The organism is Actinoallomurus bryophytorum (genome assembly GCF_006716425.1).
Lineage (GTDB): Bacteria > Actinomycetota > Actinomycetes > Streptosporangiales > Streptosporangiaceae > Actinoallomurus > Actinoallomurus bryophytorum.
The window spans coordinates 614,063-639,549 of record NZ_VFOZ01000001.1 but is presented as its reverse complement, the minus strand read 5'-3'; the positions used below and the strand labels follow the sequence as shown (position 1 = coordinate 639,549).

General features: G+C 70.0%; 26 protein-coding genes. 14 read left to right on the top strand and 12 right to left on the bottom strand.

Annotation, left to right across the window (positions count from 1 at the left end):
* Positions 1-112: 112 nt before the first annotated feature.
* Positions 113-301, top strand: a complete 189-nt coding sequence (locus FB559_RS03050) for a hypothetical protein (RefSeq protein WP_141953016.1) — start codon at positions 113-115, stop codon at positions 299-301.
* A gap of 341 nt (positions 302-642) precedes the next feature.
* On the opposite strand, the gene FB559_RS03045 is transcribed toward FB559_RS03050, so the two are convergent.
* Both FB559_RS03045 and FB559_RS03040 read right to left on the bottom strand, forming a co-directional pair.
* A complete protein-coding gene (locus tag FB559_RS03045; protein ID WP_141953014.1) occupies positions 643-1,176 on the bottom strand; it encodes a PadR family transcriptional regulator in 534 nt (177 codons plus the stop codon).
* A gap of 364 nt (positions 1,177-1,540) precedes the next feature.
* Positions 1,541-2,302, bottom strand: coding sequence for a glucose 1-dehydrogenase (locus FB559_RS03040; protein ID WP_141953012.1), 762 nt, complete (start codon positions 2,300-2,302; stop codon positions 1,541-1,543).
* A 127-nt stretch (positions 2,303-2,429) separates the two neighbouring features.
* Between FB559_RS03040 and FB559_RS03035 the strand changes: the two genes are divergently transcribed.
* Entirely contained in the window at positions 2,430-4,064 is a 1,635-nt protein-coding gene (locus tag FB559_RS03035; protein ID WP_246121323.1) for a penicillin-binding transpeptidase domain-containing protein, read from the top strand.
* On the opposite strand, the gene FB559_RS03030 is transcribed toward FB559_RS03035, so the two are convergent.
* On the bottom strand, positions 4,051-4,722 hold the full coding sequence (locus tag FB559_RS03030; RefSeq protein ID WP_141953007.1) for an endonuclease V: 672 nt from the start codon (positions 4,720-4,722) through the stop codon (positions 4,051-4,053). The two genes, FB559_RS03035 and FB559_RS03030, sit on opposite strands and share 14 nt — an antisense overlap.
* A 353-nt stretch (positions 4,723-5,075) precedes the next feature.
* Here FB559_RS03030 and FB559_RS03025 point away from each other — a divergent pair, with 353 nt between their 5' ends.
* Positions 5,076-5,375 carry a Dabb family protein gene (locus FB559_RS03025; protein ID WP_141953005.1) on the top strand — a complete coding sequence of 100 codons (300 nt, stop codon included), beginning with the start codon at positions 5,076-5,078 and terminating at the stop codon, positions 5,373-5,375.
* Between the two features lie 115 nt (positions 5,376-5,490).
* Positions 5,491-7,635: an MMPL family transporter gene (locus FB559_RS03020; protein ID WP_246121322.1), complete on the top strand. Its 2,145-nt coding sequence runs from the start codon at positions 5,491-5,493 to the stop codon at positions 7,633-7,635.
* 1 nt (position 7,636) lies between these two features.
* Here the strand turns inward: FB559_RS03020 and FB559_RS03015 are convergent, their stop codons facing one another.
* The 3 genes from FB559_RS03015 to FB559_RS03005 all read right to left on the bottom strand — a co-directional run bounded on the left by FB559_RS03015 (position 7,637) and on the right by FB559_RS03005 (position 9,295).
* The gene (locus FB559_RS03015; RefSeq protein ID WP_185792018.1) at positions 7,637-8,305 is read right to left on the bottom strand and encodes a TetR/AcrR family transcriptional regulator; all 669 of its coding nucleotides are present in this window, start codon (positions 8,303-8,305) and stop codon (positions 7,637-7,639) included.
* A gap of 89 nt (positions 8,306-8,394) precedes the next feature.
* Entirely contained in the window at positions 8,395-8,688 is a 294-nt protein-coding gene (locus FB559_RS03010) for a hypothetical protein (protein ID WP_141953003.1), read from the bottom strand.
* 10 nt (positions 8,689-8,698) lie between these two features.
* Positions 8,699-9,295, bottom strand: coding sequence for a TetR/AcrR family transcriptional regulator (locus tag FB559_RS03005; RefSeq protein ID WP_141953001.1), 597 nt, complete (start codon positions 9,293-9,295; stop codon positions 8,699-8,701).
* A gap of 168 nt (positions 9,296-9,463) precedes the next feature.
* On the opposite strand from FB559_RS03005, the gene FB559_RS03000 reads away from it, so the two are divergent.
* Positions 9,464-10,060, top strand: a complete 597-nt coding sequence (locus FB559_RS03000; protein ID WP_141952999.1) for an HAD family hydrolase — start codon at positions 9,464-9,466, stop codon at positions 10,058-10,060.
* Here the strand turns inward: FB559_RS03000 and FB559_RS02995 are convergent.
* The gene (locus FB559_RS02995) at positions 10,057-10,476 is read right to left on the bottom strand and encodes a TIGR03668 family PPOX class F420-dependent oxidoreductase (protein ID WP_185792017.1); all 420 of its coding nucleotides are present in this window, start codon (positions 10,474-10,476) and stop codon (positions 10,057-10,059) included. The two genes, FB559_RS03000 and FB559_RS02995, sit on opposite strands and share 4 nt — an antisense overlap.
* 188 nt (positions 10,477-10,664) lie before the next feature.
* On the opposite strand from FB559_RS02995, the gene FB559_RS02990 reads away from it, so the two are divergent.
* From FB559_RS02990 to FB559_RS02965, 6 genes are all read left to right on the top strand, one after another.
* The gene (locus FB559_RS02990; RefSeq protein ID WP_141952997.1) at positions 10,665-11,984 is read left to right on the top strand and encodes an ABC transporter substrate-binding protein; all 1,320 of its coding nucleotides are present in this window, start codon (positions 10,665-10,667) and stop codon (positions 11,982-11,984) included.
* A gap of 88 nt (positions 11,985-12,072) precedes the next feature.
* A complete protein-coding gene (locus tag FB559_RS02985) occupies positions 12,073-13,038 on the top strand; it encodes a carbohydrate ABC transporter permease (RefSeq protein ID WP_141952994.1) in 966 nt (321 codons plus the stop codon).
* Positions 13,035-13,910, top strand: coding sequence for a carbohydrate ABC transporter permease (locus FB559_RS02980; RefSeq protein ID WP_141952992.1), 876 nt, complete (start codon positions 13,035-13,037; stop codon positions 13,908-13,910). The genes FB559_RS02985 and FB559_RS02980 overlap by 4 nt, the downstream gene beginning before the upstream one ends.
* A gap of 336 nt (positions 13,911-14,246) precedes the next feature.
* Complete coding sequence (locus FB559_RS02975) at positions 14,247-15,662, top strand: GH1 family beta-glucosidase (RefSeq protein WP_141952989.1); 1,416 nt, start codon at positions 14,247-14,249, stop codon at positions 15,660-15,662.
* Positions 15,663-15,666: 4 nt separating this feature from the next.
* Positions 15,667-16,704 carry a LacI family DNA-binding transcriptional regulator gene (locus FB559_RS02970; RefSeq protein ID WP_141952987.1) on the top strand — a complete coding sequence of 346 codons (1,038 nt, stop codon included), beginning with the start codon at positions 15,667-15,669 and terminating at the stop codon, positions 16,702-16,704.
* Positions 16,705-16,708: 4 nt separating this feature from the next.
* Positions 16,709-18,031, top strand: coding sequence for a protein kinase domain-containing protein (locus FB559_RS02965; RefSeq protein WP_141952984.1), 1,323 nt, complete (start codon positions 16,709-16,711; stop codon positions 18,029-18,031).
* Here the strand turns inward: FB559_RS02965 and FB559_RS02960 are convergent.
* Positions 18,006-18,557 carry an NUDIX domain-containing protein gene (locus FB559_RS02960; protein ID WP_141952982.1) on the bottom strand — a complete coding sequence of 184 codons (552 nt, stop codon included), beginning with the start codon at positions 18,555-18,557 and terminating at the stop codon, positions 18,006-18,008. The genes FB559_RS02965 and FB559_RS02960 overlap by 26 nt on opposite strands.
* Positions 18,558-18,630: 73 nt before the next feature.
* A complete protein-coding gene (locus FB559_RS02955) occupies positions 18,631-19,113 on the bottom strand; it encodes a DinB family protein (protein WP_221639871.1) in 483 nt (160 codons plus the stop codon).
* 180 nt (positions 19,114-19,293) lie between these two features.
* On the opposite strand from FB559_RS02955, the gene FB559_RS02950 reads away from it, so the two are divergent.
* Both FB559_RS02950 and FB559_RS02940 read left to right on the top strand, forming a co-directional pair.
* On the top strand, positions 19,294-19,575 hold the full coding sequence (locus tag FB559_RS02950; protein ID WP_141952980.1) for a hypothetical protein: 282 nt from the start codon (positions 19,294-19,296) through the stop codon (positions 19,573-19,575).
* A 518-nt stretch (positions 19,576-20,093) separates the two neighbouring features.
* Positions 20,094-21,182, top strand: coding sequence for an SPFH domain-containing protein (locus tag FB559_RS02940; protein ID WP_221639870.1), 1,089 nt, complete (start codon positions 20,094-20,096; stop codon positions 21,180-21,182).
* Position 21,183: 1 nt separating this feature from the next.
* Here FB559_RS02940 and FB559_RS02935 read toward each other — a convergent pair whose 3' ends face one another.
* The 3 genes from FB559_RS02935 to FB559_RS02925 all read right to left on the bottom strand — a co-directional run bounded on the left by FB559_RS02935 (position 21,184) and on the right by FB559_RS02925 (position 24,103).
* A complete protein-coding gene (locus FB559_RS02935; RefSeq protein WP_141952974.1) occupies positions 21,184-21,918 on the bottom strand; it encodes a class I SAM-dependent methyltransferase in 735 nt (244 codons plus the stop codon).
* 182 nt (positions 21,919-22,100) lie between these two features.
* Entirely contained in the window at positions 22,101-23,177 is a 1,077-nt protein-coding gene (locus FB559_RS02930) for a MerR family transcriptional regulator (protein ID WP_141952972.1), read from the bottom strand.
* Positions 23,178-23,212: 35 nt separating this feature from the next.
* Positions 23,213-24,103: a LysR substrate-binding domain-containing protein gene (locus FB559_RS02925; RefSeq protein WP_141952970.1), complete on the bottom strand. Its 891-nt coding sequence runs from the start codon at positions 24,101-24,103 to the stop codon at positions 23,213-23,215.
* 75 nt (positions 24,104-24,178) lie between these two features.
* On the opposite strand from FB559_RS02925, the gene FB559_RS02920 reads away from it, so the two are divergent.
* Positions 24,179-25,459: an aspartate aminotransferase family protein gene (locus FB559_RS02920; protein WP_141952968.1), complete on the top strand. Its 1,281-nt coding sequence runs from the start codon at positions 24,179-24,181 to the stop codon at positions 25,457-25,459.
* Positions 25,460-25,487 lie beyond the last annotated feature (28 nt).

Genomic DNA, 25,487 nt, shown 5'->3' with positions numbered 1-25,487 from the left:
GCCCGGAGCCGTTTGAGGGGACGGATTCGGCGCGCCGCGCCAGCGCCCGCCGCCGGGAAGCCTCAGGGAGAGGGGCATCCCGGTGGCGGGTCGTGGCAGGGGGGAGAAGACGTTGCTTTGCCTGACCTGCAACCGGGTCCGTCCGGCGCGCAGCCCGGAGGAGTACACCGTTCTGCGCGCCCACTTGATCACCATCTACGGGCTGTGCACCTGTACGCAGCCGGGACCGTGGATGCCGGAGACGCTGGCCGACGTGGCCGTCGCCGGCGACTCCCGTGAGACGGGGGGCCGAGCCTCTTAGAGACCGCCCGCCGGTCGGTGCCGAACCGGGGGAGAAACGCCGCCGGGAGTCCTGCCGCGGGCGACCGCGCGCCGGCCGAGCGCGGGCCCACTCGCATCGTCCGGCACCTGGCACCTCTGCCGACGCCCGCCGGCGGCTCGCCGTGGCCGGGCCACGTCGGCGAAGGCGCGTCAGTGGTGGGGGCGAGGGTGTCCGCGGAAGTCTCGCCGGGGCGGGTCCACCGCGGCACGGGCCGGCCGGGCCCCGGGCGGCCACGCCGCCGGTGTCCGAGCGCCGGTGCCAGCAGGCCTGGCGGCACCAGAAGCTCGTCACGTGCCGTCTGCCAGCGTCGGGGCGGGCTTCTACTCGCCGGGGAGTTCTTTGAGCAGGTCGGCCCAGAAGCCTTCGACCGTGCGCTCGTAGCGGATGCCGAGCTCCAGGGACTTCATCTGCCAGTGGTCGGCGGCACCGGCCAGCAGCTGGTGCGTGCGTTCGTACTCGTCGGCGCGGTCACGATGGGCTCGGTGCTGGTCCGCCGCGATGGCGCGGACGTCGCCGGGCCGTGCGTGCTTGGCGAAGAAGAGCTTGAGCAGACCGGGGTCACGTACATCCGTACGGCCCGGGGTGGGCTCGGCGAGCCAGCCGGCCAGCTCGGCCCGGCCGGCGTCGGTGATGGTGTACGTGCGCCGGCGGCGGCCGCCGTCCTCGCTGCTGGCGTCGACCAGGCCGGCGGCCGCCAGGCGTACCGGCTCGTCGTAGAGCTGCGAGTGGGCGAACTCCCAGAAGTTGCCGATGGTGAGGGCGACTCGGCGCTTGAGCTCGTAGCTCGTGGCGGGAGCGTCGGCGAGTAGCCCGAGCACGAGGTATGACGTCGCCGTCATCCGATGGTCGGCCACAGGTCTCCTCTCCGTCCACGTCCATCTTGCTCTATGTGACGGCCATTAGGGATCAGCGAATAGTCGTAAACGACCGTTGAATCCGATGTTATGCTGCCCGCGCTCGAGACTTCTGGCGATGACCTACGGGGTCAGGCCAGTTTGGAGGGTGGCGTCACCGGGGTCCGGCCAAAAGGGGCGGTTCGGATCCCGGGACGCCCCCGACGCGACGGGAACCCCACCGGGTGACGGCGACCTCGGGTACCGGGAGGTCCTTGGCCACCCGATCAGCCCCGCGTGGCCTCGGCCCCGCGGCCCCGCGCGACCTCGGCGGCCGCGACCTCGGCGGCCGGCCCAGGCGGACGCCTTCCGGATGGTGACCCGGTCAGTAGCCGGCACCGGTGAGCATGCCGCCGTCGACGACGAACTCCCCGCCGGTGCAGTAGCTGGACTCGTCCGAGGCCAGGTAGACGACGATCCCGGGAATCTCGCCGGCCTCGCCCATGCGCCCCAGCGGCAGCGCCCGCAGGAACGCGTCCGCGCTCTCCGCCTTGGCGGTGACCAGGTCGGGATCGGTGATCATCGGCGTGAGGATGGCGCCCGGGTGGATCGAGTTGACGCGGATGCCGTACTCGCCGAGCTCGCGCGCGGCGGCCTTCGTCAGGCCCCGTACACCGAACTTGCTGGCGCTGTAGGCGGCGAGCCCGGAGGCGCCGATGAACCCCTCGGTGGAGGACACGTTGACGATGGAGCCGCCACCGGCCGCCTTCAGAGGGCCGATGACCGACTTCACGCCGAGCCACTGCCCGATGAGGTTCACCTCGATGATCCTGGCGAACTCCTCGAGGGGCATGTCCTCGATCAGCCGGTGCCGGAGGATGCCGGCGTTGTTGACCAGTACGCCGAGCCCGCCGAAGACGGACGTCACGGTGTCCACGGCGGTCTCCCAGTCGGCCGGCCGGGTGACGTCCATCGGGACGAAGCGGACCGCGTCGCCCAGCTCGGCCTCGATCCGGGCGCCGTCCTCCTCGAGAACGTCGCCGAAGACGACCCTGGCACCTTCGGCGACGAAGCGGCGCACGTGCTCGGCGCCCATTCCGCGGGCGCCGCCCGTGATGAGCGCCACCTTCCCGTCCAGCCTGCCCATGGCACCTCGCATCCGGTGGTACGTCCGGACGTGGCCGCCGTGCGGAAACCGGGATGCCGCCGGCGTCGCGACGCCAGACACTACGATGACCGATCAGACCAGACATCCGGGGGAGTGTCACGAACTCGTGCGACACAAGTATCTGTGGGCGGCGATCGCCGCGGGGACCGTCGTGCTCATCGGCATCGCGGGCGGTGCGTATGTGCTGCTCCGTACCAAGGGAAGTCCCGCCGCGACGGCGCAGCAGTTCCTGACCGCCTGGGAGCGCGGAGACAGCACGACGATGCGGGCCATGACGGCCGCGCCGCCACCCGACATGGACCAGCAGTACAAGGCCCTGAGCACCGGTCTCGGCGTCAAGAAGGTGCAGGCGACGCTCGGGTCCGTCAGCAAGAAGGGCGGCCACGCGACCGCCCCGTTCACCGCGTCCCTCACCCTGCCCATGGGGACCTGGCGCTACCAGGGACGGCTGAGCCTGGCGACGGACCATCGCGAGTGGAAGGTCGGCTGGTCGCCCGAGAGCATCCATCCCGACCTGCACTCCGGCCAGCACCTGACGACGTCCTACCGGTGGCCTCAGCGCGCGCGGGTGGTCGCCGCCAACGGCACGGTGATCGACGGTACGAACGTCTCCGGCTCCGTGCAGCAGCTCGTCGGCAGCGCCGCGCCTCTCACCGAGAAGCAGGCCAAGAAGTACGACGCGTCCTACCACAAGGGCGACATCGTCGGGCAGTCGGGAATCCAGCAGCGATTCGACAAGCGCCTGGCCGGTACGCCCTCGGCGTCGGTCACCGTGGCCGACGCGTCGAACCACGCGGTCAAGACGGTCGGCGGCTTCCCCGGCAAACCCGGCCGGAACGTCCGCACGACGCTGGACCCGCACGTCCAGCAGGCCGGCTCGGACGCCCTGCAGGGCCAGACCAAGCCGACGTCCCTGGTCGCCATCCGGCCCTCGAACGGCCAGATCCTCGCGGTGGTCAACGCACCCGGTGGATTCGACCGCGCGATGCAGGGCATCTACCCGCCCGGCTCGACGTTCAAGGTCGTCACGGCGTACGCGCTGCTGCGCAGCGGTCTCAGCCCCTCCGCCACGGTGCAGTGCCCCAAGCAGGCCAACGTGGGCGGACAGGTGATCCACAACGCCGAGGCCGAAGAGCTCGGCAGCATCACGTTCAAGGAAGCGCTGGCCCAGTCGTGCAACACCGCCTTCGCGCTGCAGACGCAGCGGCGCCTCAGCGCGGCCCGGCTGTCGAGCGCCGCGAACCTGTTCGGCTTCAACCAGAAGATCGACCCCGGCGTACGCGTCGCCGCGGGCAGCTACCCGACGCCGAAGGACACCGCGGATCTGGCGGTCTCCGGGTTCGGGCAGGGACGTGACCTCGCCAACGCCCTCGACATGGCCGGAGTGTCCGCGGCGGTCGCCGGTGGCACCTGGCGCCCGCCGATCTTCGTGTCCGACCCGCCGATCCCGCAGAAGGCCAAGGCGGGCCGGCTCGACCCCACCCTGCGTTCCCAGCTCGTCGACATGATGCGCGCCGTGGTGACGACGGGTACCGCGAAGGACGTCCACCTGCCGGCCGGCACCGCGGGCAAGACCGGCACGGCCGAGTACGCCGGGGGCCAGAACGGCAAGGAGCCGCCGACGCACGCGTGGTTCATCGGCTTCCACGGGGACCTGGCGTTCGCCATCATCGTCGAGGGAGGCGGGTTCGGTGCCAAGGCCGCCGGACCCTTGGCCAGGCGTTTCCTCAACAACCTGTGAGGGTCCGCCGGGACAGGCGGTCGGCCAGGCGGGTGGTCTCCGGCAGGCGGTAGCGCGGCGCGAGCCGCAGCGTCAGGGCGCAGGCCGCCTCCAGGTCGGCACGGTGTCCCACCGAGACGAACACCGGCCGTACGCCCGTCTGCGTGCGCAGCGCGCGCCCGACGACCTGGCCGCCGTCGCTGAGCGCGCTCCAGGCGCCGCGGTCGGTGGCGGGCTCGTCGTAGGAGCCGACGAGCCGGGTCTTGCCGACGCCGATCGCGGGCAGCCCGGTCAGCACGCCGAGATGGCAGGCGAGGCCGAACCTCTTCGGGTGCGCCAGTCCGTGACCGTCGCAGACCAGGAGGTCGGGGGTGACCGTGAGCTCGCGCAGGGCCCCCACCAGAGCAGGCAGCTCACGGAACGCGAACAGCCCGGGGATGTAGGGGAAGGCAGGCCGGTCGAGGACCGTGGCCTCCTCGACGACGTCGAGGCTGTCCGCGTCCAGCACGACCACCGCGGCGGCCAGCCGGTCATCGGCGTAGGCCACGTCGAGGCCCGCCACCGTGCGTAGGGTCGGGGGTCCCGGCGAGGTCAGATCGGCGAGGGGACGCAGTGTGTCCTGGATCGCCGTCGCCTCCTCGGCCGTCGCCGGCCAGGGGTGCAGATCCACTACCTTCACAGGTGATCACGCTATCGGGAACCGTGCCGATGGCTATCCGTGCGGGTGACGGCTGACCAAGAGCGTCCGTGACCGTGAGTGAAATAGTAAATGCACGTAGTGCTTGGGTCAAAATAGGTCAAAAGACGTATTTCAAGTTGGCCGCCGAGCTTCTAGCCTCGGTGGGAGATCACCGCATCTGGGGAGCGGGGTCACTGAGGACATGCGGGGAGAGGAAGGCGTAATGGACGGAGTGTCCTGGTCCTGAAGGACTTGGCAAACAGGGAGCGGTCAGGTTGTCACCGGCCGCTCCCTTTCTCTGTCCGACGGACTCCGTAAGGTCGTCCAGAGGCATTGAACGCGAGGAGGAAGCGATGTCAGGGTTCCGGCACATAGCGCTGTTCCAGTGGCGTGAGGACGCGACCGCGGAGCAGAAGAGGACCCTCGAGGACCGGCTCAACGAGCTGCCCGGGGTGATACCCGAGCTTCGTGCCTACGCCATCGGCGGCGATGCCGGCGTCAACGACGGCAACTTCGACTTCGCCGTGGTGGCCGACTTCGCGGACCGTGACGCGTACCTCGTCTACCGCGACCACCCGACGCACCGGAAGATCATCGACGAGTGCGTCACGCCGATCGTCGCCGAACGACGCGCGGTGCAGTACGCGCTGTAGGCGCCGCATACATCTCACGGCGTACGTGGCCGCCGAAGTGTCATCGCGAGCATGACGCCCGCGGCGGGCCGCGACCGGGACTCTTTGGGCACGCGAATTATTCGAGGTGATTCCTGTGCACGAAGGCCCGCTCGTACGGCTGGCCCGATTCTGTTACCGCCGACGCCGCCGGGTCCTGCTGTTCTGGATCGTCGGCGCCGTGGCCGTGATGGCGGTCGGCTTCGGTTTTTCGGCTCCGGCCGACAACAGCTTCGCCGGTGGCGACACCGAGTCCGCACGTGCCCAGAACCTGATCAAGGAGCACTTCCCGCAGCAGAACGGCGACACCCTCACGCTGGCCATCCACGCGGACGGCGACGTCACGGCCGTCCGGCCTCGCGTGGAGCGGGTTCTCACCGCGCTCGCCCACGCCCCGCACGTCGCCTCCGTGACCTCGCCGTACCAGGCGCCGGAGCAGATCTCGCCCGACCGGCATACCGCGTTCGCCCCGGTCCAGCTCGACCGGGTCTCGGCCGACGTGCCGAAGGCCGGCGTGGTGAAGATGATCTCCGATGTGCGCGACGCGTCCGGGAACGGCCTGACACTCGCCCTCGGCGGCGCCACGGTCACCGACGCGGAGACGCCCGGGGGCGGGCCGACCGAGGGGATCGGCCTGCTCGCGGCCGTGATCGTGCTGCTGATCGCGTTCGGCTCGCTGCTCGCGATGGGCCTGCCGATCGTCACCGCGATCTTCGGCATCGGCACCGGGCTGGCCGGCATCTCGATCCTCGGTCACGTGCTGCCCGCCCCGTCGTTCAGCCCCATCGTGGCCGGTCTCATCGGCCTCGGCGTCGGCGTCGACTACGCGCTGTTCATCGTCACCCGCTATCGCGAGGCCCTCGACGGCGGCGCCGATCCCGAAAAGGCCACCGGCATGGCCATCGTGACCGCGGGCCGGTCGGTGCTGTTCGCCGGGACGACCGTGGTCCTCGCGCTCCTTGGACTGCTCGTCATGCAGCAGCGGCTGCTCAGCTCGATCGCCGTCGCGGCGTCGGTCACCGTGCTGATGACCATGATCGCCGCGGTCACGCTGCTGCCCGCGCTGCTCGGCTTCACCGGCCGGCGCATCGACCGGTTCAAGCTGCCGCTGCTGGCACGCCGGTCCGGACGCGCGCCGCTGTCAGAACGCTGGGCCGGACTGATCCAGCGGCGCCCGGTCATCGCGGGTACCGCGGCCGGGGTGCTCCTGCTCGTGCTCGCCGTCCCCGCCCTGTCGATGCGGTTGAGCTTCAACGACTCCAGCACCCAGCCGCACGACACCAGCAGCTACACCTCGCACCGCATCCTCACCGACGGCTTCGGCCCCGGCTACGACGCGCCGCTGATCGGGGTCTCGACGTCGGCCGACGGCGCGAGCGCGGTCGCGGCGGCGGTCGGGCGCACTCCCGGCGTCGCGTCCGTGACACCGGTGCGGACCAGCCAGGACGGTGCCGCGTCCCTGTTCATCGCCTATCCGAAGACCGGGCTGGAGGACGTCGCCACACCCGCGCTCGTGCACCGGCTACGCGACACCGTCGTGCCACGGGCGGCCGGGAACGCGCAGGTGCTGATCGGCGGCGCGAACGCCGGCACGATCGACTTCTCCGACTCGGTGACCTCGCGGCTGCCGTACCTGATCGCCGTCGTCGTGGGCCTGTCACTGCTCCTGCTGCTCGTGTTCGTCCGCTCGGTCGCCATCGCGGTGAAGGCGGCGGTGATGAACCTCCTGTCCATCGCCAGTGCCTACGGCGTGCTCACCGCGATCGTGCAGTGGGGCTGGCTCGGGCGCCAGCTCGGCTTCCCGGTCGGCATGCCGGTGACCGCGTGGGTGCCGCTGTTCATGTTCCCGATCCTGTTCGGGCTCTCCACCGACTACGAGGTCTTCCTGATCTCCCGGATCCGTGAGGAGTACGACCTCGGCGCGGAGACGCGGGTGGCGGTGACCCGCGGCCTGGCGCGTACCGCACGTGTCATCACCGCGGCGGCCGCGATCATGGTGTGCGTGTTCCTGTCGGTCCTGCTCGTCGGTCAGATCGACGTCAAGCAGGTCGGGCTTGGCCTGGGAGTCGCGGTGCTGATCGACGCGACGATCGTGCGGATGGTGCTCGTGCCCGCCGTCATGGAGCTGCTCGGCCGCGCCAACTGGTGGCTGCCCGGCTGGCTCGCCCGCATCCTGCCCGTCGCCGAGCCGCCCGCGGCCACGGCACCGCTGCCCGGCCGGGTGGAGGAGCCGGCCGGCTGAGTCAGTGCACGGCGATGCCGTCGAAGAGGACCTTGATGTAGTGGTCGGCGAGACCCTGGGCGTCGAGCCGGCCACCCGGCCTGAACCACCGGACGGCCACCCAGATCGTGTCGCGGATCATCCGGTAGGTCAGCCGGGCGTCGATGTCGTCGCGGAACAGCCCGATCTCCTGTCCCTTGCTGATCTGGCCCATCCACATGCGCTCGGCCTTCTCCTCCGACCGGGTCAGGTAGTCGAAGCGGTCGAACTGCCGCAGGTAGTTCCAGTCGTTCTGCATGACCATGATGGCGGCGCGGTGGGGTACCAGCGTGCCGAAGCAGTTGCTCACGAGCGCGGCCAGGATCGTACGCGGGTCGCCGCCGCGTTCGAGGGCGGCCTGGTTGGTGGCGGTCAGCTCGTCGAAGAAGGCGGAGAGGATCTCGTCCACGATCGACTCCTTGGAGTCGAAGTGGTGGTAGAGACTTCCCGACAGGATGCCCGCCTCGTCCGCGATGTTGCGGACCGTCGTGGCCTGGTAGCCCTTTTCGGCGAAGAGCTCGGCCGCGAGGCGCACCAGGTGCTCACGGCGCTCCGAGGCGAACACCGTCGATCCTCTGCCGCGACGCCGGGCGCCTCCAGCGGCGCGGGCACCGGCTCGGTGCGGTCCCTTGTCCTTGCCCGTGGTCGTCACCCTGACATTATGACGCGGTCACCCAATCGCTTGCTCAAGTCTCTGGACAACCCACGCCTGTCAGAGCCCACCTGGACAGGCCGCGTGTCCTACTCCGGTGCGGCTCGTCGTCCGAAGGCCCCCGGGCCGGCGTGGAACAGGCCGATGAGCAGGACGCCCAGGGCGGCGGCGCCGAAGGACCAGCCGGGATGCCGGCCGGGGTGCGCCCAGTGAAGGAACAGCGCGGCCAGGACGAGCCCGCTCCATCCGGCGATCAGGTTGGACACCGGCCCGTTACCCAGCAGGTTCGGATAGGACTTCTTGGTGATGCCTCGCGCGAAATGAGGGAAGGCGTTCCCGGCGCTCACTCCGCCGATGAGACTGAGGGCGATGGTCTGCCACATGTGCGGATCCTTATCGTCGGCCCGACTGGTGGTCCAGGAGGGGAAGGAGTACGTCGTCGGTGAGGTGATGAACAAAGGCGTCGTCGAGTGGCTCACCCGTGACGAAAAGGCGGGAGAACAACATCGCCGAGCTGATCTCCACGAACAGCGCGTGGTCGACCGTCGCCGGAAGGTCGCCGCGCGCGACGGCACGGGCGATGACCGCGCCGAACACCTCACGTTTGTCGTCGACGACCTGTCCGCGCACCGTGCGGGCGAGTTCGGGATCGCGGCGCATCGCGATCATGAGGCCGAGGATGAGCGCGGCGTCCTGCCCGGTGAGACTGGACCGCATCACACCCAGCACGGCCAGCAGATCCTGACGCAGGTTCCCGGTGTCGGGCGGCGTCATCACCGGACTTCCCGCGTGCCGTTTGACGGCCGTGACGACGAGTTCGGCCTTGCCCTGCCACCTGCGGTAGATCGTGGCCTTGCTGGCGCCGGCGCGCTTGGCCACCGCGTCCATGGTCACCTGGTCGTAGCCGACCTCGGCCAGCAGCGCGAGCGTGGCCAGCAGGATCGCGTCCTCCCGTTCCTCGCCGCGCCCACGCGTTGTCGTCGGTGTCATGTCTCCTCCATCGAAACGAAACCGTTCCGTACACTAGCGTGATCCGCGGAAGAGTACGCAATCGTTTCGCTCCAGGGTCGCGGATCATCAGCGGCGCCCGGCCGGCGTCGTACGCCCTGCTTGTACGCTCGTCCCGGCCCCGCCGACCGCTTCGCCCGAAGGGAACCCATGCCGCGCGCGATCGTGTTCGACCTGTTCGGCGTCATCGCGTCGACCCAGAAGCCCGAGGACGTCGCCAGGATCGAGCTGATCGCCGGCGTGGACGCGGGGCCGTTCTGGGAGGCCTACTGGGCGCTGCGCAAGCCGTACGACGCCGGGCAGTCCGCGACGGACTACTGGGCCGCGGTGGCGGGCCGGCTTGACGTGCGGTTCGACGACGCTACGGTCCGGCGGCTGGTGGAGGCCGACATGGACAGCTGGACCAACATGGACCCGGCAATGGTCGAACTGGTCGGCGAGCTGGCCGCCGGCGGACGCACGCTCGGCCTGCTCTCCAACATCGTCGCCGACCTGGTGCCGATCTTCGAGGCACGCCACGGCGCGTGGCTCGCGCACTTCAAGGTGCTGGCCTACTCGTGTGAGACCGGCGTGGCCAAGCCGGACCGCGAGGCGTACGAGATCGTGGCCGGCCGCCTCGGCGTCGAGCCGCAGGACTGCCTGTTCATCGACGACAACGAGGCCAACGTGCTCGCCGCACGCGAGGCCGGGATGCGGGCCGAGGTGTTCCGCGACCCCGGCCAGGTCCGCGCGCTGCTGGCGGTCTAGCCCTCGTACGCCCAGCCGGTCCAGCGTTCGACCGTGAGGGCGATGACCGGCCCCTCCGGCGGTGTCTCGCGGTACTGGCGGTAGCGCTCGCGGAGCAGCGAGATGGGCCGTGCCATCGCGGCCGGGTCCTCGATGATCTCGGCGGTCGCGTCGGCGCGTACCCACCACAGGTGGGTCCAGTCGTCCTCGTAGTGGTCGGCCAGGACGGCCACGCGCGGGTCGGCGCGGATGTTGCGGAGACGTTTCAGGTCACGCGTGCGCTTCGGTTTGGCGTCGACCGCCGTGAAGATGTGATCGCCCTCGATCGCGAAGGTCACCACGACCAGATGCGGCCGGCCGGCCGCGTCCGTGGACGCCAGCCGGAGGACGGTTGCCGAGGTCAGGCGCTCGCGGGCGGCCTCCTCCGTCAGCCTCATGCCCCGAGCGTGTCATGTGCCCGGAACGCCAGGGCGATGTGGCCATCGTGTAACGAAGCGGTTTCGAACACTTGACACCTGATACCTCACACGGCTTCGCTGCGTGGGAGCGCTCCCACGGGCGCCGGGCCCGCGGAGCCCGGCGGCCATGAACCCGGCTATTGGAGACGACCTGAGAGGGGTTCGTCATGAGGGTCATCAGACATCGCGGGCGGATAGCCCTGGCGATGATGCTGTCCGCCACGCTTGCGGCGGCAACGGCATGCGCGGGGGACGACACGAAAAGCGACGGAGGGGCCGATCAGAAGATCACGCTGAACGTCGACGACTTCGGCACCTTCGGCTACCAGGACCTGTACAAGCAGTACGAGGCGCAGCACCCGAACATCAAGATCAATGAACGCAATGTGCCCAAGCTCGATGACTACACGCCGCGACTCCAGCAGTGGATCGCGGCGGGCGCCGGCGCCGGCGACGTGGTGGCCATCGAAGAGGGCATCATGGTCAAGTTCAAGTCCCAGCCGGACAAGTTCGTCGACCTGAAGAAGTACGGCGCGTCCTCGCTCCAGGGCAATTTCATTCCCTGGAAGTGGGAGGGCGGCATGAGCCCCGACGGTTCCAAGCTCATCGGCCTGGGCACCGACGTCGGCAGCATCGGGCTGTGCTACCGGAGCGACCTGTTCAAGAAGGCAGGACTGCCGACCGACCGGGATGCCGTCACCAAGCTGTGGCCCACCTGGGACGACTTCATCGCCACCGGCAAGAAGTTCACCGGGAAGGTCGGCGGTGACACGAAGTTCATCGACAGCCCTGAGACGTACTACAACACGATCCTCATGCAGGAGGCCGGAAAGGGCAGCAACCAGACCTACTTCGACCAGAGCAACAAGTTCGTCATGGAATCGAACCCGGCCGTGAAGGCGGCCTGGGACGAGACCGTGAAGATGTCGCAGGCCGGGCTGGCGAACGGTGTCCAGTTCCTGTCCGACCAGTGGAGCCAGGCGCTGAAGAAGGACGCGTTCGCGACCGCGCCGTGCCCGGCCTGGATGCTCGGGCTCATCAAGGAGTTCGGCGGCAGCGGGCAGAGCGGCAAGTGGGACGTCGCGGGGATTCCGGGCGGCGGCGGTAGCTGGGGTGGGTCCTGGCTCGCGGTGCCCTCGCAGAGCAAGCACCCCAAGGAAGCGGCCGACCTGGCGAAGTTCCTGACCAGCCCGCAGGGTCAGATCGGGGCGTTCAAGGCGGCCAACAACCTGCCGTCCTCGCCGCAGGCGCTGAACGACGCCGCGGTCAAGGCGTTCTCCAACCCGTACTTCAACAACGCGCCGGTCGGAAAGATCTACGGACCGGCCGCGACGAGCCTCAAGCCGGTCTACCTGGGTGCCGACAACCAGGAGGTACGCCAGGCGGTCGAGGCCGACATCCGCGCCATCGCGCAGGGCAAGCTCTCGCCGGGTTCCGGATGGAGCAAGGCGGTCTCCGACGCCAAGAAGGCCTCGGGAACGGGGTGATACCGGGCGGCGGCGCCGGGCTCCCCAGGTGAACCTGCCGGCGCCGCCCCCATGCCCTCCTGTCCCCTCACGGAAAGGACCTCCTCGCATGGCTCTCGACGTGCGGCCCGCCCCGGGCGGTGCCCGGGTCGCGCCGCCGCCACAACGGCGCCGATGGCGGACCCGGCTCTCACGGCTGGACGTGTCGCTCTCGCCGTACCTCTACATCTCGCCCTTCTACCTGCTGTTCCTGGTGTTCGGCCTGTTCCCGCTCGGCTACACGTTCTGGGTCTCGCTGAACCACTGGGAGATCATCGGCGGACACGAGTACATCGGCCTGCAGAACTACTCGCGGCTGCTGACCGATGACCAGTTCTGGAACGCGGTCGGCAACACGTTCGGGATGTTCCTCCTCGCCACCGTGCCCCAGCTCCTGCTGGCGCTCTTCCTCGCGAACGCGCTCAACCGCAAGATGCGGGCGCCCACCCTGTTCCGCATGGGCGTGCTGCTGCCGCTCGTCACCTCCATCGCCGCGGTGGCGATCGTGTTCACCCAGATCTTCGGCCGCGACTACGGCATGGCCAACTGGTTCCTGCACTTCTTCGGCGTCCACAAGATCGACTGGCAGGCGAACAAGTGGTCGGCGTGGCTGGCCGTCGCGACGATGGTCGACTGGCGGTGGACCGGCTACAACTCGCTGATCTTCCTGGCCGGCATGCAGGCGATCCCGCGCTCGCTCTACGAGGCGGCGGCGATCGACGGCGCCACGCGGATACGGCAGTTCTGGAGCGTCACCGTGCCGCTGCTGCGGCCGACCATCATCTTCGTCACCATCATCTCAACAATCGGGGGCCTGCAACTGTTCACCGAGCCGCTGATGTTCAACAGCGGCTACATGAACGGCGGCTCGTTGCGGCAGTCGCAGACCGTGATGATGTACATGTACGAGAACGCCTTCCAGCGCTTCCAGTACGGATACGGCTCGGCCGTCGCCTGGATGCTGTTCCTGCTGATCCTGGTCTTCTCCCTGCTCAACTTCCTGATCATCCGCCGTCTTTCGAGGGGCGCCACATGAAGGCCGTGATCCGGCGCCGTACGCACCGTGCCGTGGCGGGCTCCGCGCGGCTCTGGCAGGCCAGTCCGCTCACGTACGTCGTGCTGATATTCGGGGTCGTCCTGTCGGCGTTCCCGCTGTACTGGATGTTCGTCGTGGCCACGCGGACGAACGCGGTGGTCGGGGCGGTGCCGCCGCCGTTCATCGCCGGTCAGCACCTCGGCGCGAACCTGCGCCGGCTGTTCGACAACGAGCAGGCACACTTCGCCAAGGCGCTGGTGAACTCCGCCATCGCCTCGGCCGTGGTCGCGTTCTCGACGGTGTTCTTCTCCTCGCTGGCCGGGTTCGCCTTCGCCAAGCTCCGCTTCCGCGGCCGCAATGCCCTGCTGCTTCTCATCGTGGGGACGATGATGGTCCCGGTGCAGATGGGGATCATCCCGCTCTACATGGTCATGGTGCACGTGCACTGGACCGGGAAGCTCCAGGCCGTGATCGTGCCGTTCCTCGTCACGGGCTTCGGCGTCTTCATGATGCGGCAGTACGCCGGGCAGGCCGTGCCGGACGAGCTCATCGAGGCCGCACGCGTCGACGGCGCCTCGACGTTCCGGATCTTCTGGAGCGTCGTGTTGCCCGCGTTGCGCCCGGCCGCCTCCGTGCTCGCGCTGTTCACCTTCATGCAGACCTGGAACGACTTTCTCTGGCCGCGGGCGGTGCTCAACCCGGACAACCCGACCGTTCAGGTCTCCCTCGCGCTGCTCAACAGCGCCTACTTCAACGACTACACGCTGATGTTCGCCGGAACCGTCGTCGCGACCGTGCCGCTGGCCATCGTCTTCGTCGTGTTCGGCCGCCAGATCATCGGCGGAATCATGGACGGTGCGGTCAAGGCTTGACATCCTCCCCCGGCCTGATCAGGCGGGGGATCTCAACCCTTCCCCTACGCAGAGGAGAGAACGAGTTGGGGACCGCGGTTAACGGGCCGACCTACCGGCCGGCCTCCCCGCGCAGTCACGGCACGACCTGCCGCGATGTTATCGGCCGCTGTGCCACCGCGAGAACTCAGATCAATCGGGCGTGTGTGTCGTGCTCCAGCAACGCCTGTTCTTGGGCGGGCGTCGGTTGAAGGCGAAACCGCAGGTGAGCACGCTATCGACCGTCACTGACAAACGAAGGAGGGAGCGGCGTTTTCCCCCGACCCCGGAGGCCAGGGCTTCCACGCCGCGCATCCCATGACGACGCAGCCATCACAGGCGGAGACACGACTCGGCTTCCCCACGGACTTCGTCTGGGGGGCGGCGACCGCCGCCTACCAGATCGAGGGCGCGGTCGCCGAGGACGGCCGCGGGACCTCGGTCTGGGACACCTTCGCCCACACTCCCGGCGTGGTGCTGGGCGGTGACACCGGAGACGTCGCCGTCGACCACTACCACCGGTACCGCGAGGACGTCGCGCTGATGTCCTCGCTCGGGCTGGGCGCGTACCGCTTCTCGATCTCCTGGCCGCGGGTGCAGCCGGACGGCTCGGGGGCGGTGAACGCCAAGGGGCTCGACTTCTACCGGCGGCTCGTGGACACCCTGCTCGACGCCGGCATCCAGCCCTGGCCGACGCTGTACCACTGGGACCTGCCGCAGGCACTGGAGGACGCCGGCGGCTGGCCGGCACGCGACACGGCGTACCGGTTCGCCGAGTACGCCACGCTCGTGCAGGAGGCCATCGGCGACCGGGTGACCAACTGGACGACGATCAACGAGCCCTGGTGCGCGGCCTTCCTCGGGTACGCCTCCGGTGACCACGCCCCCGGCCGCCGTGACCCGGAGGCGTCCGTACGCGCGGCGCACCACCTCCTGCTCGGCCACGGCCTGGCCGCACGTGCCCTGCGCCGCAAGGGCGTACGGGTGGGCGCCGCGGTCAACCTGTACGCGGTGTCGCCGGCGAGCGAGGCCGCCGAGGACGTGGACGCGGCCCGCAGGATCGACGGGTTGCAGAACCGCTTCTTCCTCGACGCCCTGCTGTGCGGACGCTACCCCGACGACGTGCTCGCCGACCTGGAGCCGTACGACCTCGGCATCGAGGGCGGCGACCTGGGGGTCATCGGCGGGCCCATCGACATGCTGGGCGTGAATTACTACAACCGCTTCATCGTCACCGGCCGCGAGGGCGCCGCCCCGGCGATCACCTCGCCGTTCGCGGCGGCCTCACCCTGGCCGGGCAGTGAGCACATCGGGTTCGTGAAGGCCGGCCGGCCGGAGACCGCGATGGGCTGGGAGATCGACGAGTCCGGTCTGGCCGAGGTGCTCACGCGGGTCGCGACCGAATACCCGCCGGTGCCCCTGTACGTCACCGAGAACGGCGCGGCGTTCGACGATGTCGTGTCGGCCGGTGGCGGAGTCGAGGATCCCGACCGGATCGCCTACCTCGACGCGCACCTGCGCGCCTGCCACGCGGCGATCGCCGCAGGGGTGCCGCTGCGGGGCTATTTCGCCTGGTCACTGATGGACAACTTCGAGTGGGGCTGGGGGTACGCCAAGCGGTTCGGCCTCGTCTACATCGATTTCGAGACCCAGGCGCGCATCCCCAAGAGCAGCGCCCACTGGTACTCCTCGGTGATCGGACGAGGCGGAGTCGGCCTGTCATCGGCAGAATGAAGCCGTGAGCGAGCGCACGCGGGACCCAGCATCGGCACGGCCGACCCTTGAGGCCGTCGCGGCCCGTGCGGGAGTCGGCCGCGGCACCGTCTCACGCGTGGTCAACGGGTCACCGAAGGTGAGCCCGGAGGCCCGCGAGGCGGTGCTGCGGGCGATCGACGAGCTCGGGTACGTCCCGAACAGCGCCGCCCGTACTCTCGTCACCCGGCGCACCGACACCGTCGCGCTGTTCGTGTCGGAGTCGGAGGAACGCGTCTTCGGCGAGCCGTACTTCGCCGGGATCATCCGGGGGATCAGCGCCGGGCTGGCCGGCACCGGGCTCCAGCTCCTGCTGGCCATCGCCCAGTCCGCCGACGACCACGTGCGCTTCGAGCGCTACCTCACCGGCCGGCACGTCGACGGCGTGCTGCTGATCTCGCTGCACGGCGGCGACCCGCTGCCCCGCCACCTGGAGGACAACGGCGTGCCCACCGTGCTCGGTGGCGCTCCGGTCGGCGTCGAGCCGGTGAGCTGCGTCGACGCCGACAACCGCGGGGGCGCCCGGCAGGCGGTCGAGCACCTGATCGGGCTCGGCCGCCGCCGGGTCGCCACGATCGCCGGCCCGCAGGACATGCGCGTGGGCGTCGACCGCCTCGGCGGCTACCGCGACGTGCTGTCCGAGGCCGGCCTGCCGCAGATGGTCAGCACCGGTGACTTCAGCGAGGAGTCCGGCGAGCGCGGCATGCGCGAACTGCTCGCACGTACGCCCGAGATCGACGGCGTTTTCGCGGCGTCGGATCCGATGGCGGTCGGCGCGATGCGGGTCCTCAAGGAGCACGGTCTGCGCATCCCCGAAGACGTCGCACTGGTCGGCTTCGACGACTCGGCCACCGCGCGGCACACCGATCCGCCTCTCACCTCCGTGCATCAGCCACTGGAGGCGATGGGCCGTGAAATGGCCCGATTGCTGGTCGCGCGCATTCGCGGGGAGTCGGTCGACAATTCCATGGTCATTTTGGATACCCATCTGGTCACACGAGCATCCTCTTGTACGCCACACTGAGCGAATGGACTCGCTCCTCGCCGGCAGATACCGGCTGCGCCAGCGGATCGGCACCGGTGGCATGGCATCCGTCTGGCTCGCCCGCGATGAGGTTCTGATCCGCCCGGTCGCGGTGAAGCTGATCGACCCCGAGCTCGTACGCGACCAGGAGTTCCGCGAGCGCTTCCGCGAGGAGGCGCGTGCGGCCGCCGCCCTGTCACACCCGCACATCGTGACCGTGCACGACTACGGAGAGTCCGACGGCACTCCGTACATCGTGATGGAGCTGCTCACCGGCGGAACCCTCGACGAGCGCTACCCGGTCGCCGACGTGGGCCGGGTGATCGGCGAGATCGCCGCCGCCCTGGCCGCCGCGCATGCCGCACGGATCGTCCACCGCGACATCAAGCCCACCAACGTCATCCTGACCTCGGCCGGGGTCAAGGTGCTCGACTTCGGTATCGCCGACGACGAGCGCATGGGCACCCCGGCCTACCTGCCGCCGGAGAACGACCTTTCACCCTCGGCCGACGTGTTCGCCCTGGGGATCGTGTGGTTCGAGGCGGTGAAGGGACGCCGTCCGGAACCGGGGGAGACCCTCGGCGGCCTGCAAGAACGCTGCGTCGACCCGTCGGCCGCGAGCCGGCCGACGGCCGCCGAGATCGCCACCGCGCTCGGCGTCCCGACGGGAGCGGACCAGGAGGACGAGGGCAGCGAGCAGGCCGCGGCGTACGAGGCGGCCGCCGCGTACCGCGCCGCCGTGCCGCCGTCGCCGCCGCGCCCCCGCACACGTACGCTCACGACCACCACCACCTCACAAGGCCCGCACGGCCGGCTGCTGCTGGTCGCGGGCGGCACGACGGCGGCCGCCGCGGTCGCTCTGGGCCTGCTGCTGAGCGGTGCGGCGTTCCGCCCGATGGCGTCGCCGGTGGACTCGTCCTCATCGGGCGCGCCGTCGCCGGCGACCCTGAGCGCGACGCCGGAGCGGCCGGTGACGAATCCCTCGTCGCCGGTGCACCGGCAGCGGGGACGTTCGGTGGCGACGCGGACGTCGCCCACCGCGGTGCCGAGACCGCCGAACGCCACACCGCCGGGCGCGATCGACGCGCTGACCCGCATGCGGCGCGCGGTCGACGAGGGCCTGGCGGCCAGTGAGGTACGGGCCGACGTGGCCGTCGACCTGGACAACCTCATCACCAACCTGCTGAACGAACTCGCCGCCGGCGCCCACGTGAACGTGGATCAGCGGGTGAGTGAGCTCCGCACCAAGATCGCCCAGCGCGTCCGCGAGGGTGGCCTTTCTCCCGCACGCGCGGGCCTGCTCACCAGGACCCTGTCCGCCCTGTGACGTCGTGCTGGAGGGCGAGCTGGGCGTAGGCGGCCATGGTGGAGCCGTCGACGATCTCACCGTTCCGCAGCATCCGCTCGAACTCTGCACGGGGGAACCACGCCTGTTTCATGCCCTGCTCCTCCGGGTCGCGGTCGGGCTCGCCCGCGGTGAGGTCGGTGGCGAGGAAGATGTCACAGCGCTGACTCGTGAACCCCGGCGCGATCGCGAAGGAGCCGAGGTGCTCGATCCGCCCGGCGCTCAGCCCGGTCTCCTGCGCGAGTTCGGCCTTTGCCAGCTCCTCGGTGGTGGTCTCACGGTCGTCGGGCCACGTCCCCTGCGGAAACTCCCACGACCTGCGCGACAGCGCGTACCGGTACTGCTCCACGAGATGGAACCCGTCGTTTTCCAGGGGAATCACCAACGCCGCCGTCGGCTTGTCCACCACCCCGTAGATCCCGGGCGATCCGTCGGGGTGACGAATGTCGTCCTCACGTACCGACATCCAGCGGTTCCGATATACCTCGCGCGAAGAGATCTGGATCATCCGCCCACCCTGCCATGAGCGGTCGATCGGCCTCCATCCGATCAAAGGGGCATCGGCCGGGGCGGACCGCGGGCTATCGCGGCCCGAGCCCGGTCTTTCCGTCGAGCAGCTCGCGGGCGGCGTCGAGGTGACCGGCGTGACGGGAGGTCTCCTCGATCATGTGCAGCACGATCCGGCGCAGGTCGGTCGTCTCGTCACCGAGCGGAGGCGGGTGACTTCCCCGCGGGCGCGTCGAGAGGGGCAGGGAGGCCAGGATGGCATCGGACCGCCTGCACTGGTCGCGGTAGAACGCGAAGACCACGGACGGCGGTCGCGGAGTGGTGAGCGGCGCGTTGTCGTCGGGCCATTCCAGCGGCTCGGCGGTTCCGGTGAGGACCTCCTGGAACCAGTGCCGCTCGGCGTACCCCAGGTGTTCGACGAGCCCCAGCGGCGTCCACCCCGACGGCAGGACCGCGGTCGTCAGCGCCTCCACGCCGAGACCGTCGACGATCGCCAGCACGCTGGCCCGCTGCGCCTCCAGGAACATCGACAGTGCGTCCTTTTCGCCGTCATCCACGAGGCCCACCTCCGGTCGATCAGACGGTCGCCCAGAAGTCTCACATGGATCACGTACGTCCGGTGGGAGTCACTCCGCCGGAGGCCGAGACAGACGGTGTGGCTGCGGGCCGGGAGACCGGCCGCGCGGGCGCGAGAGACCACCTGTCGCCGGCCGGCCATGGCTGGAAGAGTGCTCCGTATGAAGAAGAGAGGCGTTTCGCGAGGGCAGGATTCGGCGGGTTCCATCCTGAGCTTCGGATCAAGTGGATCGATCCTGTCGATCGGCTCGGCCGGCTCGATCCTGTCGATCGGTTCGGCGGGTTCGATTCTGTCGATCGGCTCGGTGGGCTCCTTTGCCTCTGTGCTCTCGATCGGCTCGGTGATGAGTCTCGGGTCGATTCTGTCGGGGCTGTCCGCCTGGTCCGTTCGGAGCTGGCGATTCGCGCCGCCGGTGACCTCTGGCCAGGAACGGCCGAAATGAGCAATGGCACCGCCCCGACCTCCCCGATCGCCGTGTCCGCGCCCCGATAATGTGAGGGATGGGGCGTCACGGCCCCACCTGAGGGGGTGCCGGTGGTCAGGGACGAGTCCTGCATAGGGTGCCTCGGAGTCCTCATCATCGGTACTCGCGGATCCGCCGGCCCGGGGGAGGCGCTGGTCAAGGTCCGCGGCGGATCGGAGACCTTTCTGGCGTGGTCGGACACTCCGCTTCCGAAGGACACCAGGGTCTTGGTCATAGAGTCGCGCGGTGCCAGGACGGTGGACGTCATCGAGTGGGATGAGATCGCCGGCGGTGGCGTCTAGGTGTTCCTCACAAATGGCGTTCGCGCGCGGTAGGGCGGGCATTCGCCGGACCCGCCCTAGCGGCGGCCGCTCCAAGGCGCGTAATGTGCGCGAAGCTCCAGGCCATATCCCTCCGGGCGGCGTCGCTCCAGGCCTGTCGTAGCACTGAGGAGACAAGAGATGTTCGGTTATCGTGTTCCGGCCCCCGATGAGGCCATGTTGATTTCCGGAGGCCGAGCGGCCAGGAACGGCGCGCCCTTCCGTGTGGTCACCGGTCATGGCGCGTTCATCCTGCCGGTCTTTCGTAAGGTGCGTTTTCTGACCTTGGCCATGTGCGAGGCGGAGGTGTCGGAGACCTGTGTCACCAGGCAGGGCATCAGTCTCAACGTGCGCTCGGTGATCGCGTTCAAGGTCGGGAACGACGCCGAGAGCATCATCAACGCGGGTCAGCGGTTCCTGTCCGACCAGGACCAGATGTCGACGCTGACCGGGCGGATCTTCGCCGGTCACCTGCGTTCGATCATCGGTTCGATGACCGTCGAGGAGATCGTCACCGAACGACAGAAGCTGGCGCTCGAGGTCCTCGACGGCTCGAAGGCGGAGATGGCCAAGATCGGGCTCACCGTCGACTCGTTGCAGATCCAGTCCATCGACGACATGAACACCGGCTACATCGACGCGATGGCCGCCCCTCACAACGCCGCGATCCAGCGGCAGGCGCAGATCGCGCAGGCGCAGGCGACGCAGGCCGCGGTCGAGGCCCAGCAGGAGTCGCAGCGTAACCAGGCCGAGTACGCGCGGCAGACGGCGATCGTCCAGGCGGAGTACAAGGCCGAGGTGGACCGGGCACAGGCCGAGGCCGGGCAGGCCGGGCCGCTCTCGCAGGCCCAGGCACAGCGTGAGGTCATCGCCGCGCAGACCGAACTGGCCATGCGCGAGGCCGAGCTCCGCCAGCAGCAGCTGGTGGCCGAGGTCGTCCGGCCGGCGGAGGCCGACGCGCAGCGGGTTCGCATCCTGGCCCAGGCCGAGGCCGAGCGGATGAAGGTCCAGGCCGAGGCCGCGGCCTCCTATGACCGGGTCGCCCTCGACCGCATGCTCATCGACCAGTTGCCGCAGATCGTACGGGAGGCGGCGAGCGGCCTTTCCGGCGCGAACGTCAACATCCTGAACGGGGCCGACGGCCTCGGCGAGATCGCCGCCGGACTCGTCGGCCAGGGGCTGACCATCCTCGAAGCGGTCAAGAAGAACCTCGCGGAGGAGACCGACGGCCGGCGCGAGCTTCCCGAGAAGGCGGACGGGAAGTAGCTCAGGCGGGCTCTCTGCGGCGGTAGGCGGTCATGGTGCTGCCGGCGTGCCGCCAGCTGACGTGCCGGGCACTCGAGCCGACCGGTGTCCAGGCACGGTCCAGGAGTCCGAAGAAGGCGTCGTCGGCGCAGACACCGCCACGGGGCTGGCCGATGTAGACGAACACGTCGCCTGCGTACGCGTCGAGGGTACTGGTCGCCCAGGAGTCATTGTGGGTCGGCCAGCACAGCATCAGCGCCCGGTCGGGGTGGTGCCGGGCGACGCTGTGGCCCTCTCGCAGGACGGTGGAGTACTCAGTGCCGTCGGTGTACGCGTTGGCGGCGGAGTCGGCCGGCTCGTAGGCGATGACGTCGATCCCGGCCTGCCGCGCCTGCCATGCCCAGTAGCCCGAGCCGGCGCCGATCTCGACCAGGCCGCGACGGCCGAGTACGTCCCCGAGCCAGGCGATGTCGCCCGGCGAGGGGATCGCCCAGGAGTAGCGCTTGGTCAGCAGATGATGGCCGACGGGAAGCTCACGGGCGAACCCGTCCGGGCAGACGCCGTGCCCGGTTCCGCGCACCGAGGGCAGCTGCCGGACGATCTCCCAGTACGGATTGTCGACGCCGGCCGGGGTGAGCTGGTCATGGGCGCTACCGGCGATCCGGCAGACCTGCTCGGCGGGGGCCGGGCCGGGGGGAGCGGATCGGTTCGCCCACCAGTGCTGGATCTCGGCGAGCTCCGCTGACACCGTCACCATGATCTCCTCGGTGGACTAACCCGAGAGTATGGAGCACCGCGTACGCCCCCGGCTACGGACAGGAACCCCTAACACGGTCATCTCCGGCAGCCGCTCGCCGGGTCAGGGCGGTTCCACGAAACCGTCAACAACGGTCATGCGACGGCGATCGGCCGATATCCGGTCAGGAGAACGTGATGACCTCATTCCCGCGGCGCCTCCTGGTCGGTCACATCGGCGACGACACAGGTGACGTTGTCCGGCCCGCCCGCGTCGTTGGCGAGGTCGACCAGCCGCCGTACGGCGTCATCGGGGTCGGCCACCGTGGCGAGCGTGTCGTGGACGGCCTGGACCGGGACCACCGTGGACAGGCCGTCCGAGCACAGCAGGTACCGGTCACCGGGCCGCGCCTCGTGCAGCTTCAGGTCGGCCGCCACACCGGAGCCCTCCAGCGCGCGCAGCAGCAGCGACCGCTGCGGGTGCGAGGCCGCCTCCTCGTGGGTGAGGCGCCCCTCGTCGATCAGCGACTGGACGAGGGTGTGGTCGTGGGTGATCTGGAACAGCTCGCCCTCGCGCAGGACGTACGCCCGGCAGTCGCCGATATGGACGAGGCCGAGGCGTGAACCCGACCACAGCATCGCGGTGAGCGTGCTGCCGGCCCCCTCCATCGCGGGGTCGGAACGAGTGATCTCACGGAGCGCCGCGTCGGCCGAGTGGACCGCCTGGTCGAGCGCGGTCAGCAGGTCGCCCGCGGCGACGCCCGCGTCGAGCGGGCGCAGCGCCTCGATGACGGCCGCGCTCGCCGGAGCGCCGCGCCCGTGGCCGCCGAAGCCGTCCGCGACGGCGAGGAGCCGCGTCCCGGCGTACACGGAGTCCTCGTTGGCGTCGCGGACCCTCCCGATGTCGGAGTGCTTCGCGTAGCGGATGCGCAGAGTCATGTGCTCATCGTCCCCTCCGGACAACTGGTCGATGAGGAAGGCGGCGAGGTCACGCCGGGCCACGACGTCGGACTCGACCTGCGCCCAGTAGGCGGCCACCTCGCGTGCGGCCGAGGCCGGGTCCAGCGAGCACACGACCCGGATGCGGGCCAGCGGCATGCCGAGCCGGCGGAGCCAGGCCACCAGCCGGGCCCGCGCGAGCTGCGACGGCTCGTACAGCCGGTAGCCGGAGACCGGGTCGACACGCGCGGGCCGCAGCAGGCCGAGCTCGTCGTAGAGCCGCAGGGCCTTCGGCGACAGCCGTGCCGCACGCGCGAACGCGCCGATCGTCAACGAGCCCATGACACCTTCCTCCTGTCGGCCTCGATGCTGGGGCTTCACCCAGGGACAAGGTCAAGCGCCGCCGCGCGGAGCGCCGAACGGACCGCGTCGAGCGCGGGCCGCGCGAGGCCGTCGTCCCGTACGACGGTCAGGACGCGCCGCGCGATCCCGATGTCCCGCACCGCGACCGAGGGGTCGCGCTCGGGCCGTGACAGGTCGGGCAACAGCGTGACGGCGCCGCCCCTGGCGACGAGCGCGAGCAGGACGAGCAGGTCGGTGGCCCGATGGCGGACATCGGGCGTGAAGCCGCCGATGGTCGTGCACGCCTGGTCCAGCAGGCGCTCGTGGCTGGTGCCGGGGTGGCCGCCGGCCCACGCCGCTCCCGCCAGCTCACCCAGGGTCGTCGCCGGGTGGTCGCGCGGCAGCACGAGGCGCACCCGCTCGGCGTACACCTCCTCGAACGTGAGGCCGCGCGGCCGGGTCCTCCGCCGCCCGCCGTACTCGTCGCAGATCGCGACGTCGCACTCGCGGCGCAGCAGGGCGTCGACCGCCTCGTCCGGCTCGGCCTCGGTGAGCTCGAGACGCAGCCCGGGATGGCGGCTCGCGAGGTCGGTCAGCGCGGGGGCGACCAGGCTGATCGCCGCCGTCTGGAACGCCGCGAGGCGTACGGTCCCGGCCACGACACCGGCCGCGGCCGCCATCTCGGCCTCGGCGCGTTCCATGCGGGTGAGCAGGGCGTCCGCGTGGCGTACGAGGACGCGCGCCGCCTCGGTGAGGCGCAGCCGACGGCCGTCGCGCTCGAACAGCAGCACGCCCGCCTCGCGCTGGAGCTCGGCGAGCTGGTGGGAGACGGTCGAGGGACTGTAGGACAGGGCGTCCGCGACCGACGCGATGGTGCCGCGTTCGTGGAGTTCGCGGAGGAGCCGCAGCCGCCGGAGGTCGAGCATCGTTCGGATTCTTCCACGATTATCCGGCGAGAATCATCGCTGGACCCGATGGGTCGGCGGGGTGACCATCGGCACATGGACCCACGTGAACGCCACCTGATCCGCTACAACGGGGAGTTCGCCCACGACGTGATCGCCCGGGCTTCGGGGTCGTGGCTGGAGACCACCGACGGGCGCCGCGTCCTCGACTTCACCTCCGGCCAGATCTGCGCCACGATCGGGCACAGCCACCCGCGCATAGTCGAGGCGGTGCGCCGCTCCCTCGACGAGGCCGTCCATCTCAACTCCGGCCTGCTGTCCGAGCCGGTGCTGGCCCTGGCGGAGAGGGTCGCCGCGCTGATGCCCGACGGCCTGGACCGCTCGATGTTCCTGAGCACGGGCGGAGAGGCGAACGAGGCCGCGGTGCGCATGGCCAAGCTCGCCACCGGCGGCTTCGAGATCGTCTCGCTGACCCGCAGCTGGCACGGCATGACGTCGGGCAGCCAGTCCCTGACCTACTCGGCGGGTCGCCGCGGGCACGGCCCCACCATGCCGGGAGTCTTCGCGCTGCCCGCGCCGTACGCCTACCGGTGCCCGGTACGCCACTGCGCCGGCACCTGCGACCACACCTGCCTGGAGGTCGGCTTCGAGCTGTACGACCAGCAGACGAGCGGGTCGCGCGCCGCCGTCGTCGCCGAGCCGGTCCTGTCCTCCGGCGGGATCCTCGTCCCACCGCCCGGATATTTCGCCCGGCTGCTTGAGCTGACCCACGAACGCGACATGCTGCTCATCCTGGACGAGGCGCAGACCGGCTTCGGCCGGCTGGGCGCGATGTTCGGCATGGACGTCTTCGGCGTCGTACCGGACATCGTGACGCTGTCCAAGACCCTCGGCGGCGGCCTGCCGATCAGCGCGGTCGTCACGACCGGCGCGATCGAGCAGACCGCGTACGACGCCGGGCTCATGTACTACACCTCCCACCAGTCCGACCCGCTTCCCGCGGCCGCCGCGCTGGCCGTCCTGGACGTCGTGGAGGAAGAGGACCTCGCCACCCGTTCCGCCCAGCGTGGCGAACGCCTCGGCGCGCACCTGCGCGAGCTGGCCCGCCGCCACGAGCTGATCGGCGACGTACGCGGGATGGGCCTGCTCTGGGGCGTCGAGCTGGTCGAGGACCGCGCGACCAAGGCGCCCGCGATCGGGCAGGGCGACGCGCTGACCGACGCCTGCTACGCCTGCGGGCTGTCGCTGAACATCACCAAGGGCCGGGCCGGGGGAGCGGCGGCCTGCCTGCGCATCGCCCCTCCGCTGACGGTCACCGAGGAGGAGATCGACACGGGCGCCGAGATCCTGGACGAGGCGCTGACCAAGCTCACCTAGATACCGGTTGGCCCGAACGCGGGCGCGT

Coding starts and splice junctions, on each gene's coding strand:
- FB559_RS02960 (WP_141952982.1), bottom strand. CDS start 18,557: ATGATCCAGATCTCTTCGCGCGAGGTATATCGGAACCGCTGGATGTCG.
- FB559_RS03000 (WP_141952999.1), top strand. CDS start 9,464: ATGCCGCGCGCGATCGTGTTCGACCTGTTCGGCGTCATCGCGTCGACC.
- FB559_RS02930 (WP_141952972.1), bottom strand. CDS start 23,177: ATGGGCTCGTTGACGATCGGCGCGTTCGCGCGTGCGGCACGGCTGTCG.
- FB559_RS02940 (WP_221639870.1), top strand. CDS start 20,094: ATGTTGATTTCCGGAGGCCGAGCGGCCAGGAACGGCGCGCCCTTCCGT.
- FB559_RS02920 (WP_141952968.1), top strand. CDS start 24,179: ATGGACCCACGTGAACGCCACCTGATCCGCTACAACGGGGAGTTCGCC.
- FB559_RS02980 (WP_141952992.1), top strand. CDS start 13,035: ATGAAGGCCGTGATCCGGCGCCGTACGCACCGTGCCGTGGCGGGCTCC.
- FB559_RS02950 (WP_141952980.1), top strand. CDS start 19,294: ATGAAGAAGAGAGGCGTTTCGCGAGGGCAGGATTCGGCGGGTTCCATC.
- FB559_RS02965 (WP_141952984.1), top strand. CDS start 16,709: ATGGACTCGCTCCTCGCCGGCAGATACCGGCTGCGCCAGCGGATCGGC.
- FB559_RS03025 (WP_141953005.1), top strand. CDS start 5,076: ATGTCAGGGTTCCGGCACATAGCGCTGTTCCAGTGGCGTGAGGACGCG.
- FB559_RS02935 (WP_141952974.1), bottom strand. CDS start 21,918: ATGGTGACGGTGTCAGCGGAGCTCGCCGAGATCCAGCACTGGTGGGCG.
- FB559_RS02995 (WP_185792017.1), bottom strand. CDS start 10,476: ATGAGGCTGACGGAGGAGGCCGCCCGCGAGCGCCTGACCTCGGCAACC.
- FB559_RS02985 (WP_141952994.1), top strand. CDS start 12,073: ATGGCTCTCGACGTGCGGCCCGCCCCGGGCGGTGCCCGGGTCGCGCCG.
- FB559_RS03040 (WP_141953012.1), bottom strand. CDS start 2,302: ATGGGCAGGCTGGACGGGAAGGTGGCGCTCATCACGGGCGGCGCCCGC.
- FB559_RS02925 (WP_141952970.1), bottom strand. CDS start 24,103: ATGCTCGACCTCCGGCGGCTGCGGCTCCTCCGCGAACTCCACGAACGC.
- FB559_RS02975 (WP_141952989.1), top strand. CDS start 14,247: ATGACGACGCAGCCATCACAGGCGGAGACACGACTCGGCTTCCCCACG.
- FB559_RS03005 (WP_141953001.1), bottom strand. CDS start 9,295: ATGACACCGACGACAACGCGTGGGCGCGGCGAGGAACGGGAGGACGCG.
- FB559_RS03010 (WP_141953003.1), bottom strand. CDS start 8,688: ATGTGGCAGACCATCGCCCTCAGTCTCATCGGCGGAGTGAGCGCCGGG.
- FB559_RS02990 (WP_141952997.1), top strand. CDS start 10,665: ATGAGGGTCATCAGACATCGCGGGCGGATAGCCCTGGCGATGATGCTG.